The 12372-nt window shown below is 47.3% G+C and carries 10 protein-coding genes (1 of these 10 cut by a window edge); 8 read left to right on the top strand and 2 right to left on the bottom strand.

What is annotated here, in order from left to right:
• The first annotated feature begins 13 nt into the window (after positions 1 to 13).
• The 6 genes from rpsI (at position 14) to LDO05_RS15855 (ending at position 9674) form a co-directional block, all read left to right on the top strand.
• Positions 14 to 406 (top strand): 30S ribosomal protein S9, encoded by a 393-nt coding sequence (gene rpsI / locus LDO05_RS15880; protein ID WP_068620356.1) that lies wholly within the window; start codon positions 14 to 16, stop codon positions 404 to 406.
• Between the two features lie 344 nt (positions 407 to 750).
• Entirely contained in the window at positions 751 to 5529 is a 4779-nt protein-coding gene (locus LDO05_RS15875; RefSeq protein ID WP_481857063.1) for a bifunctional 2',3'-cyclic-nucleotide 2'-phosphodiesterase/3'-nucleotidase, read from the top strand.
• 261 nt (positions 5530 to 5790) lie between these two features.
• Positions 5791 to 6483, top strand: coding sequence for a phosphoadenylyl-sulfate reductase (locus LDO05_RS15870; protein ID WP_251376306.1), 693 nt, complete (start codon positions 5791 to 5793; stop codon positions 6481 to 6483).
• Positions 6484 to 6502: 19 nt separating this feature from the next.
• Entirely contained in the window at positions 6503 to 7669 is a 1167-nt protein-coding gene (gene sat, locus LDO05_RS15865) for a sulfate adenylyltransferase (protein WP_251376305.1), read from the top strand.
• Positions 7670 to 7740: 71 nt separating this feature from the next.
• Positions 7741 to 8514, top strand: a complete 774-nt coding sequence (gene cwlD, locus LDO05_RS15860) for an N-acetylmuramoyl-L-alanine amidase CwlD (protein WP_251376304.1) — start codon at positions 7741 to 7743, stop codon at positions 8512 to 8514.
• Positions 8515 to 8576: 62 nt separating this feature from the next.
• A complete protein-coding gene (locus tag LDO05_RS15855; RefSeq protein ID WP_251376303.1) occupies positions 8577 to 9674 on the top strand; it encodes an Mrp/NBP35 family ATP-binding protein in 1098 nt (365 codons plus the stop codon).
• Between the two features lie 68 nt (positions 9675 to 9742).
• Here the strand turns inward: LDO05_RS15855 and gerD are convergent, their stop codons facing one another.
• A complete protein-coding gene (gene gerD / locus LDO05_RS15850) occupies positions 9743 to 10555 on the bottom strand; it encodes a spore germination lipoprotein GerD (RefSeq protein WP_251376302.1) in 813 nt (270 codons plus the stop codon).
• A 131-nt stretch (positions 10556 to 10686) separates the two neighbouring features.
• Between gerD and LDO05_RS15845 the strand changes: the two genes are divergently transcribed.
• A complete protein-coding gene (locus LDO05_RS15845; RefSeq protein ID WP_251376301.1) occupies positions 10687 to 11271 on the top strand; it encodes a KinB-signaling pathway activation protein in 585 nt (194 codons plus the stop codon).
• Positions 11272 to 11391: 120 nt separating this feature from the next.
• Here the strand turns inward: LDO05_RS15845 and pdaB are convergent, their stop codons facing one another.
• Entirely contained in the window at positions 11392 to 12198 is an 807-nt protein-coding gene (gene pdaB / locus LDO05_RS15840) for a polysaccharide deacetylase family sporulation protein PdaB (protein ID WP_251376300.1), read from the bottom strand.
• Between the two features lie 126 nt (positions 12199 to 12324).
• Between pdaB and LDO05_RS15835 the strand changes: the two genes are divergently transcribed.
• Positions 12325 to 12372, top strand: partial view of a stage II sporulation protein M gene (locus LDO05_RS15835; RefSeq protein ID WP_251376299.1) — the 5' end (the start) only. The gene runs 570 nt beyond the window's last position; only the first 48 of its 618 coding nucleotides appear in the window; the start codon lies at positions 12325 to 12327; its stop codon lies beyond the right edge, outside the window.

Genomic DNA, 12372 nt, shown 5'->3' with positions numbered 1-12372 from the left:
GGAGGACAGTTTCATGGCACAAGTACAATACTATGGGACAGGTCGTCGTAAACATTCGGTAGCTCGTGTTCGCCTTGTACCGGGTGAAGGACGCATTGTCATCAATAAACGTGATATCAATGAATATTTCGGTTTGGAAACACTCAAACTCATCGTTAAACAACCTCTGAACTTGACTGAAACCCTGACTAACTATGATGTAATTGTTATTGCACATGGTGGCGGTATTTCTGGTCAAGCGGGCGCGATCCGTCATGGTATCTCCCGTGCTCTGCTTAAAGCAGACCCTGAGTTCCGTCCAGCTTTGAAAAAAGCAGGATTCTTGACTCGTGACCCTCGTATGAAAGAGCGTAAGAAATACGGTCTCAAAGCCGCTCGTCGCGCTCCACAGTTCTCGAAACGTTAATCAACACCAAAGTCCTTGGCCATTCGGCCAGGGGCTTTTTCTATACATAGATAACTGTATAGATATTTCTTCAAGGCTGCTATTTCCAACGGGATAGCGGTTTTTTGCCATATCTCAAATAACGCACTTATATTTTACCTACATAGCTACTTTATTGAACAATTAACTGGAACCTAGTTAACATACTGAAATTAAATTAATAATAGGGATAACCTCCCACAGTAACAGTAATCTAGAAGGGTGGAAAACAAGGAATGGACTTCAATCTTCGAAAAGGATTTAGAAAGGCAGCAACGAGCACTCTAGCTGTCTGTGTATTATCAACTCAGTTTTTGGCGGGACAGATGCATGCGGCGGCTTCCTCCAATGCTGGAACCTTGTCATCGGAGCAGACATCATCTGCGGCAGCTCTTTTAACAAATCAAGATCCGACTAACACCCCAGCTGACGATACTACTCCTGCTGTTAACTCTAATCTTAAGCTAAGAATAATGGAAACAACCGATATTCATACAAATCTTATGTCCTATGATTACTATAAAGATCAAGTTTCGCCAACTGTTGGTTTGGTTAAGACAGCCAGCTTAGTTAAGCAAGCGCGTGAGGAAGTTAAGAACACATTGCTGGTCGATAACGGTGATCTGATTCAAGGAACTCCTCTCGGGACCTACGTGGCTAAAGTAGATCAGCTGCAGGAACCTGGGTCGGTTCACCCCGTGTATAAAGCAATGAATATGATGGGGTACGACATTGCTACGTTTGGTAACCACGAGTTCAATTATGGTCTTGATTTCTTGAACAAGTCAATTCAAGGAGCAAGCTTCCCTTATGTGAATGCCAATGTATATGTCGATGATCATGACAATAATCCAGATAATGATGAGAATAAATATGATCCCTACGAAATTTTAAATAAAACTTATATTGATGAAGAAGGAAATGAACAAACAGTCAAAGTTGGGGTACTGGGTCTAGTTACTCCACAGATTATGGACTGGGATAAAGGCCACCTCGAAGGTAAAGTGACTACAAAAGATATTGTGGCAACTGCTGAGAAGTTTGTTCCCAAGATGAAGGAAGAAGGAGCCGATATCATTATCGCTCTGACACATTCAGGCTTTGATGCGGGCGCTGAAGCCAACACTATGGCAGAGAATGCGATTCTTCCACTGAGCAAAGTGAAGGGGATCGATGCAATTACTTTCTCTCATACCCATAAGGTATTTCCTACAGGTGACAATAAGTCACTAGATGTTATTTTCAAGGATACTAGTGGCAATCCGGTTGCAGGTGTTGATAATGTACGAGGTACAATTAACGGTGTAGCAGCTGTTCAAGCAGGCTTTGGGGGTGCTGAGCTTGGTATCATTGATCTGACGCTTACCAAGAACGCTGAAGGTCGTTGGACAGTATCCAGCTCGCAATCCTCGAACAGAGAAATCTATGATAAGGTGAATAAGAAGCCTCTCGTAACTGCTGATCCTGCAATTGAGGAGGCAGTCAAGTCAGAGCATGAGGCGACAATTAAGTATGCGAACGGTCCGATTGGAGAGACTTCGGCACCGATTTATAGTTACTTCGCATTAGTGAAGGATGATCCATCTGTACAAATCGTGACCAAGGCGCAGGAATGGTTTGTTAAGGACTATATCAGTAAAAATGCGCCCCAGTATAAAGATCTGCCAATTCTATCCGTAGGAGCGCCTTTCAAAGCAGGTAGAAACGGTCCCGCCGAGTACACGGATATCGCTAAAGGGCCAATCGCGATTAAGAGCGCAAGTGACCTTTATTTGTACGACAACACGTTAAAAGCTGTTAAAGTTAAAGGTTCCACGGTAAAAGAGTGGCTCGAGATGTCAGCGGGAATGTTCAACCAGATCGATCCGGCCAAGACAGAGGAACAGTCGCTTTTAAGTCCCAAGTTCGCCGTGTATAACTTTGACATCATTGATGGCGTAACCTATCAGTTTGATGTAACCAAGCCGGCTAAATACAATGCGGATGGCAGTACTAATAACGCAGAGTCGAGCCGAATTGTGAATCTCAAATACGGTGGCAAGGACATTAATCCTGAGCAGGAATTCATCGTAGTGACGAACAACTATCGCGCTGGCGGTGGCGGGAACTTCCCGGGCCTTAAGGGTGCTGAATTAGTTGTCGACTCTGCTGATGAGAACCGTCAGATCCTGATGAACTATATCACAGAGCATAAGGACATTGACCCGGCAGCAGATAACAACTGGTCGATTCTGCCGGTAAATGACAAGGTGAATGTAACTTTCACATCCTCTCCTGATGCAGTGAAATACTTGAATAACAATACAGAGATTAAATATACGAACAAAACCGATGAAAAGGGATTTGGAGTCTACTCACTTTCATTGGCAGGAGGAACTACGCCTCCAGTAGATCCGGGTTCTAATGTGAAGGTACAGATTCTAGGTATTAATGACTTCCACGGCCAGCTTGATACGACATCAAATTTTGGTGAGGGAAATGTTGGTCGTGCCGACTACCTCGCAGCTTATTTGAACAAAGCCAGAGCCACCAACCCGAATACGCTTCTGGTTCATAACGGCGATTCCGTTGGCGCCAGCGCACCGGTGTCCTCTCTGGAACGGGATAAGCCTACGATGGATTTCTTGAATATGATGAAATTTGATGTGGGTACACTGGGCAACCATGAATTTGACCAGGGGGTTCCCGCGCTTCTCGCTCAAGTGAACGGGGGACCGGATCCGATTAAACCTGAAATTGTTTTTGATAAAGCCAATTTTGATTATATTAATGCCAATGCTTTGTATAAATCTCCATCAGCAACAGAGGATACCTATGCGCCTATTGTTAAGCCATATGTCATCAAGGAAATTGGGGGCGAGAAGGTAGGATTTATCGGTGTGGTAACAATGGCAACAGTTACAAAGGTATCGCCTAGTGCGCTTTCAGGAGTGAAGCTGGTAGAACAGGCTCCGGTAGTCAATGCAGCTGTAAAAGAACTTCAAGCTCAAGGTGTGCATGCTATTGTAGTGCTCGCCCATGACCCGGCTAGTACTAAAAATGAGGTAACTACCGGTGAGGCTGTAGACTTGGCTAAGGCTGTCGATCCCGATGTTGATGTAATTTTTGCCGGAGACAATCATGCTAAAGTAAATACTGTCATCAACAATAAGCTGATTGTACAGGCTTACTCGTATGGTACAGCCTATGCGGATATCGACCTGGAAATTGACCCTAAGACTCATGATATTGTTAAGAAACAAGCGGATGTTGTTGACGTGAAGCAGGAGGGAGTCACTCCTGATCCGCAGGTTACGAAGCTCGTTAATGATGCACTGGCCAGACATCCGGAGCTCACAAAGCCTGTGGGTACCACTACTGTGGCTATTACCAGAACTAATGCTTATAATGCTGAGTCCGCACTCGGGAACTTAATTGCTGATGCTATGCGGGATACCATGGATACAGACTTCGCTTTCATGAACCCGGGTGGAATTCGTGCGGATCTTCCTAAAGGGGATATCACCTTCTCGGATTTGGCCAAAATTCAGCCTTTTGGTAATTCCCTGGTGAAGCTCCAAGTGACTGGGGCTCAGATAAGAACTCTTCTTATGCAGCAGTGGGGCAAAAATGCGGATGGCACTGATAATATCAAAACACTTCAAATCTCAGGCTTGAAGTACACAGCTGACTTTAGAAGACCGATAGAGCAAAGGGTTACAGCCCTCGCCAAAGAGGACGGGACACCGATCGATGATAAAGCCCTATATACTATAACGGTGAATAACTTTATGGCAGCAGGCGGGGACAATTATAAAGTTCTTACCGAAGGCAAGGATTTGACTACAGGCACAACAGTGAACGATTTGGACGCGTTCTATAATTACATTGTTAAGAAATTCAAGGGCGGAGTAATAGCTTCCAGCTTGCAGGGCAGAATCACAAATATTTATAACTCAGGAAACGGCGGCAGCACTCCTAACACAGGAACTACAACGCCAAATCCAGCTACAGGCTCAGTGATTATTAAGCCAGCTGATCTGCCTAAGCCTCAGAATGGACTGCTTAGCGTGAATGTCACCATTCTTCAGAATCAAGCCAGCACGGAAGTTCTGTTGCCGGGAACTCTGGGTCAGGTTGCCGGGGACAATAGTGTCCAGCTTAACCTGGGAGTGGCTTCAGTGGTAATTCCAAAAGAAGTTGTGGATAGTCTGACCAAGCTGATTCCTTCGGATAAACAGAGCGGGTCACAGATCGCTTTGCAGGTTAACCAGCTGACTTCTGAACAGACAGCCCAAATCTCGAGTGCGAACAGCACCAGTGGAGCGGCAGTGCAGCCTGCGAGTTCAATTCTGGAACTGACACTCTCTGCCAAAGACAGTAGTGGAAAGGCAACCAGACTGGATCAATTCTCCAAGCCGATCGCGTTAACCTTCCAATTAACAGGGCAAGCGGATCACACGTTGCTTGGTGTGTATTACATTTCAGATAGCGGAAGTATGCAATATATTGGCGGGAAGATCACTGGAAATACAATGACTGCCGAGGTTACCCATTTTAGTAAATACGGAGTCTTTGCTTACGACAAATCGTACAGCGATGTGCCAGCCGGTCACTGGGGTAACCGAGTTATCAGAGAACTTACGGCTAAGCACGTTGTGAAGGGGGTTAGCGATAAGAGCTTTGCTCCTGAACAAGAGATTACCCGCGCCGAGTTCGCGGCCATGCTGGTTAGACAGCTGAACCTGAAAGCTACGAAGGCGGTTCAGTTAGCTGATGTAAGCCAAGACAGCTGGTATGCGGATGCCATTGCGGCAGCTTACAGCAGCGGCCTGGTTAACGGCATCAGCAGCACTCAGTTCGGGCCTGACAAGAAGATTACCCGCGAAGAGATGAGTGTCATGATCGTCAAAGCTTACAATCTGACCACCGGTAAGACTAGCGAAGCAGGAGCAGCTGCATTCAAGGATAGCAGCGATATCAGCACCTGGGCCAAGAATGATGTGGCTGCGGCGGTGAAGGAAGGACTGCTCAAAGGACGCTCTGCGGACACCTTTGCACCTAAGAAGCAGGCAACCCGGGCCGAGGCTTCTCAAGTGATGTACAACCTTATTCATAAGCTGTAGGCACAAGCTGTACGCACCTTCAGTCGCAGCTCGCAAAAATAGGATTACTCCTGAACACCTCTCTAAGTCGTGCATACGATTTGGAGAGGTGTTTATCTTTTTAACAGGCATCAGCCCTTTTTAGTGAGTTTTCTATTCGAATTGCGGCTAAGTCATTGACATCAATTTCAAGTGTTTTATACTATTAACAGTAATTCTTATTCGTTTAGTTGGACTTTATCACTTTATTTCTTTATTACAACACAATTGGGGGTACACAATATGAATTTGTTGGAGAAAGAAGATCTGGTCAAGATCAAGGCGGAAGAGCTCGAGACGGCAACTCCTCAAGAGATTATTTCTTGGGCTGTTGAGACTTTTCCTAACATTACCTTTGCCTGCAGCTTTGGTGCAGAGGACGTAGTTCTTGTGGATATGCTGCGTAAGATCAGCACCACGGCAGATATTTTTTATCTGGATACCGACTTCCATTTCAAAGAAACCTATGAGACGCGCGACAAGATGGCTGAGAAATATAACATTGAGTTTGTTCGTGTATCACCGAAATTGACACCTGAAGAGCAGGCCGCCCAGCATGGTGACCAATTGTGGCTGAGTGATCCGAATGCTTGCTGCAACATCCGTAAAGTAGAGCCGCTGACTCGTGTGCTGTCGGGTTATGATGCTTGGATCACAGGTATTCGCCGTGACCAGGCTCCTACACGGGCAAATGCTAAGAAGGTGGAATATGATTATAAGTTTGGCTTGATTAAATTCAATCCTATCGCTGACTGGACTACCGAAGATGTGTGGAATTACATCCGCGAGAATAATGTGCTCTACAACCCGCTTCATGATCAGAACTTCCCAAGTATCGGATGCGAATACTGCACACGCGCTGTAATGCCGGGTGAAGATCCACGCGCTGGACGCTGGGCAACTTCCGAGAAAACAGAATGTGGACTTCACAAATAATAGAATAGGAGCGAATGATATGACAGCCATTTTGCCGCATGGAGGCACCCTCGTACAACGTGTTGTAGAGGGGGATGAACGGGACAAGCTTTTACAGACCGCCAAGGAGCTTAAATCTCTGACGATCAGCTCTTGGGCTATATCTGACCTGGATCTGATTGGAGTGGGCGCCTTCTCCCCGTTGACCGGATTTCTTAATGAAGAGGACTATAAGTCAGTTGTAAGTCGTATGCGCCTTGCAGATGGAACCGTTTGGAGTATTCCAATTACCCTTGCCGTTGATGAGGCTGATGCCGCTTCGCTTGCAATTGGGGACAAAGTTGCCCTGATCGGGGAAGACGGGGTGACCTACGGTCTGATTGATGTCGAAAGTATCTATCAGGTAGATCAATCTGAGGAAGCCAGAAATGTCTTCAAGACTGATGATCTCGAGCATCCGGGGGTTAAGAAGCTTTTCGAGAAGTCCTCGACTTACGTTGGGGGACCTATCCAGGTCCTGAACCGTCCACAACCAGCGAAATTTGAAGAATTCTACTTCACTCCATCCGAGACGCGCCGTATATTTGCCGAGAAAGGCTGGAGAACTGTGGTAGGCTTCCAGACCCGGAATCCGGTCCACCGTGCTCATGAGTACATCCAGAAGAGTGCGATGGAGATTGTGGACGGCTTGTTCCTGAACCCGCTTGTGGGTGAGACCAAGTCCGACGATGTGCCGGCTAACGTACGAATGAAGAGTTACCTGGTTCTTCTTAAGCACTATTATCCACAAGATAGAGCGTTCCTTGGAGTATTCCCGGCTGCCATGCGCTATGCTGGTCCCCGCGAGGCGATCTTCCATGCCATGGTTCGTAAAAACTACGGATGCACGCATTTCATCGTTGGCCGCGACCATGCTGGTGTAGGTGACTACTATGGCACATACGAAGCCCAGGAGATCTTCTCTAACTTTACCGCGGATGAGCTTGGCATTTCACCGCTGTTCTTCGAGCACAGCTTCTTTTGTACAACCTGCGGGAATATGGCTTCAAGCAAGACCTGCCCGCATCCAAAAGAAGATCACATGACGCTCTCGGGAACCAAAGTACGCGGACTTCTGCGTGAAGGAGTCTGCCCGCCGCCAGAATTCACACGTCCTGAGGTAGCCCAGGTCCTGATTGAAGGCATGAAAGAACACGTCAATTCCTAAGGTTATATTTGTCCACCTCGTCCCATATAGATGATTAGAATCATTTATGGGTACGGAGGTGGACTTTTTTGATGAGACAACGGAAGGATCAGGTTACGGTCTGGATACAGCTGAGCCTAATTAAGCGGGCTCTGATTGGACTTGCTCTGCTGGCACTTGTAATTGGGATAGCAGCTTATGAGGTGCCATCCTCCTCCAAGGCCTGGAACTATTGGGGTCTTCCGCTGGCAGGACAGGTAATCGCTCTGGATGCCGGACATGGGGGAGTGGACGGAGGAGCTGTTAGCAAGCAGGGATTGATTGAGAAGGATATTAATCTGGCTGTTACGCTGTATTTGCGTGACTATCTTCAGCAGGCCGGGGCCATTGTGGTCATGACGAGGGAAGAAGATAAGGACTTAGCGGATCCTGGCACCAAAGGGTATAGTAAGCGGAAGACCGAGGATTTGCAGCAGCGGCTTCGTTTTATTGAAGAGAAGGAAGCCAAAATGTTTGTCAGCATTCATATGAACAGCTTTCCCTCGGACAGGTGGAGCGGTGCCCAGACGTTCTACCCGGGCAAGCAGGTAGAGAGCGGAGTCCTTGCTGATCTGGTTCAGCAGGAGCTTAGACGGAACCTGGAGAACACGGACCGGGTGGCCAAGAGTGCGGATCATATTTATATCCTGCAATCATTGAAGATTCCCTCAATCCTTGTCGAGGTGGGCTTTCTGTCACATCCGCTGGAGTCGAAGCTGCTGGGTGAGCAGGAATATCAACGCAAAGTGGCCGCATCCATTTACAAAGGCATTCTTAGATACAGTTCAGGTGAGAAAACCGGCTCTTCCGCAGAAGGCGCCTCATAGTGGTATAATGGACGAAGTATCACTAGGACATAGATCTCTGAGATAAAGTCGAGGTGCTAATATTGTTATCAAGAGAACAAGTACAGGAAGCGCTGCGTGAAGTTCTGGAGCCTGCAACTAAGACGAGCTTAGTCGGACTACAATGGATTCGGGACATCCTGGTTAAGGAAGATCGCGTATCACTCACCGTTGTGTGTGCCAAGCCGAATGAGGAGACAAAGTCCACGCTTGAGCACCAAATCAAAGACAGGCTCGCTTCAGCTGGAGCGGGAGATGTGCACATCCGCTTCCGGGAAGCCTCTGAGCAGGAGAAGAAAGAGGCAGGTATCCAGCAGCCAGATTCATCCGCCGAAAGATTTAAAGGGCGGGGAGAGGGCCTGGAGGAACTGCCGCTGCTTGACCCGGAGTCTAAGGTGAATTTTATTGCCATAGCCAGCGGTAAAGGCGGGGTGGGTAAGTCTACGGTAACCGTTAATCTGGCTGTAGCCCTTGCCCGCAAGGGGAAGAAGGTCGGCTTGATTGATGCGGATATATACGGATTCAGTGTGCCTGATATGATGGGGATTGAAGAATCTCCTGTGGTACTGGATGGTGCGATCAAGCCAGTTGAACGCTATGGTGTGAAGGTCATGTCCATGGGATTCTTCATCCAGGAGAACAGCCCGGTAATCTGGCGGGGACCTATGCTAGGGAAGATGCTTCGTCAATTCTTGACCGATGTGAGTTGGGGAGAACTGGACTACCTTCTTCTTGATCTCCCGCCAGGAACGGGTGACATCGCTCTGGATGTGCATCAAATGCTGCCACAGAGCCGGGAGGTTATTGTAACCACACCTCATGCAACGGCCGCATTTGTAGCCGCAAGAGCTGGGGCGATGGCTGTACAGACCAAACATGAGGTGCTCGGCGTAGTAGAGAACATGGCGTATTATGAATGTTCGGACTGCGGGAAGCGTGATTATATATTCGGGCGTGGCGGAGGAGCCAAGCTGGCGGAGGATCTTCACAGCGAGCTGCTTGCCCAAATCCCTCTTGGAGCACCGGATAACCACATTTCGGAGGCTGATTATTCACCTTCGGTATACAAAGAGAACAGCAGTACAGGCCATATCTATGCGGACGTGGCGGATCAAATCATCCAGAAGTGCGAACAAGACTGACCCTTTGGGCCAGCCTTGTTTTTTTATAATCCATTGATTGGACAGGCTCGTCTAACGGACCGGCTTAGCTAACTTCCGCCGCCCCCGCCACCTTTACTTCCCCCGCCTCCGCCATTACTCTGTTTTGACTGGTTATCTCCTTGGCCGCCGCCTTCACCTTGCTCACCGCCAGATTGTTTTTCGACTTTAGGTATTAATTGTTCCTGAACCACTGTTTTTAGTAAGTCCATAACCTCCATCTTGAACAAAGGACTCTGCATGGATTCCTGCATGACAGTCATGGATTGCTTCCGGTAATCCGGTGTTTTCATCAGATCAAGGAACATTTTTGAAATCTCGGGGGACTTCATAATTTCACTTACAGACTTCTGATAAGTTGGATCTTTAATCAGCTGCATGTGAAGCTGCTTACTTTGAGAATTGATCACTTTTGCGAAATCACCGGCAAACTTGGGATCCGTCATGATTTTCTCGATTTCCTTTTTATATTCCGGGGAGGTGATGGTGTCCTTTACCGCAGTTCGAACCTGGTCTGCAGTCTGAGGCGCGAGAAGCATTTTGATCCCTGGGCTTCCGCCAGAGCCAGAACCAGAACCTTCACCACCAGAAGAGCCCGATTCGCCCCCGGAGCCTGATTCTCCACCGCCCTCGCCGCCACCGCTGCTTCCACCACCACTGCTTCCCTGTCCTCCGGAGCTTAATGCTTCCATGATTGCTTTTTTACCATCGTCTGTCTTAAGAATATCAAGAACCATCGTCTTAGTGTCTTTATATCCCCCGCCTTGCGAAGAGGAGGATCCCTGATCTGAACCGCATGCAGTAAGCGGGAGAATAATCATACATACAATACACAATAATGAGCGGAATCTCGTCCATTTCATCCGTGCCTGGCCTCCTTCTAATTATCATTGCTGGTAGTATGTGATCGTCAAATAGGAATTATGTTCGGTAAGGGCATGGTTTTTTGTCATAAACGTTGGTAAAATAAATCGAAGTGGGGGGCGATACAACATTGAATTTGAAAAGATGGTTATATTTATTTTGGACAACGCTTGCAGTAGGCGCGGGCTGCGCACTTATTGCGGGGGAGATCCTCAAGCTAAGTCAAGGTACCGGATTTAAGAATACAGCAGACTTTTTTATTTATATCGGCATACTTCTGGGCGTGGGGATTATGGTAAGTGTGTACTCCCAGATGGGCTTCTTCGCTTACCTTATGATGAATTATATGGGAACGGGTGTATTCTCAAGACGAACTTGGCAGTATGTTCAGCTGGTTCTTACCGCGTTGGCGCTGCTTGAGCTGATGTTCTTCCGTATTTTTGTTAGCGGGGAGGCGGGGGACAAGACAGATATTGTCTTGGGCATTATTATTCTTCTGGTGGCCGCAGCAGTTGCTTATTTCAAGGCCAAGGCAACGAACTCGAATGCTTGGATTCCAACCTTGTTTTTCATGATAGCCTGTACCATCATCGAAATGGTGGGTGTACTCAAGATCCAGGTTAATTTTGCTACAACCCTGATCCTTGTTCCTTTGATAGCATGTAATGCATATCAGATTCTGCTCCTACATAAGTTAGTGAAGAGGAATGCTTAATTCACACAACCTTGAAGCTCGGCACTTTGCCGGGCTTTTGTGCATGAATAGGGCAATTATGTACAGGCAGCGCACAAAAAGACCCACCGTAAAGGCTGGGTCCTGGCTTTACAATTTTAGTCACAGGCCTGCTGCCGTATTCAACTGCTGATCGACCCAGGTCTGATCCCGGACCTCAGATCCTTTTGCACTGGATTGGTTCAGCAGCTCAGAGACAGTAACGAACTCGTATCCTTTTTTACGGAGCTCATCAATAATTACAGGAAGGGCTTCATGAGTCTGCTTGCTGGAATCGCTGGCATGAAGCAGCACGATATCTCCGGGATGAGACTTTGTAACTACGCGGTTCACAATCGTATCTACTCCTTTGTTCATCCAGTCCTGGGAGTCCGTGTCCCATTGGATGACCTTGTAACCAAGCTCGTCAGCCACCTTCAGCACCTTTTTATCAAAATCCCCGTTCGGCAGACGAAGCAGCTTGGGTTCTTTACCTGTAAGATCGGTTAGTATAGAGTGAGCAGTCTTGAGCTGCTCTTTGATCTCCTCTTCTTTTAGCCCGCTATAATTGGTGTGTTTGTGCCCATGACTGCCAATTTCGTAACCCTCTGCTTGGATGGCCTTGACGATTTCCGGATGCGTTTTGCTCCAAGGGGAAGAGAGGAAGAAGGTTGCGTTTTGGACTCCTTTCTCCTTCAGCACTTTAAGTATGGGCTCTGTACGTTTGTCTCCCCAGCTGATATCAAAAGTTAGAGCAATAATCTTCTTATCCGTCGATACACTGTATACGGCCGAAGGACTGCCTTCCGAGAAGACAGTAATATTATCACTTTCCACGTAAATCACACCTGCGGCGAACAGGGCAGCCGCGAAAACAAAGAAGAACCTTTTTATTTTCTTCCCGTTCAAGACATAGAAGAAATTATTCATGCTCTTGAAACCCCTCTCGTCTTCAGAATAATGAATTCGCACAAGCTCTAATTCACTTTGTACAATCTATGCTCGTACCGCAGGACAATATTACAACCATGAACAAAAGGTTAAGGAGGTCAATCCATGTTATCTTTACGCTCATTTGGTGCTCATCTGAAAAGGTCCCAGGCT

Source organism: Paenibacillus sp. YPG26 (genome assembly GCF_023704175.1).
Classification (GTDB): Bacteria; Bacillota; Bacilli; order Paenibacillales; family Paenibacillaceae; genus Fontibacillus.
The sequence above is the reverse complement of the archived record's forward strand: the minus strand, read 5'-3'. Positions and strand labels throughout refer to the sequence as shown.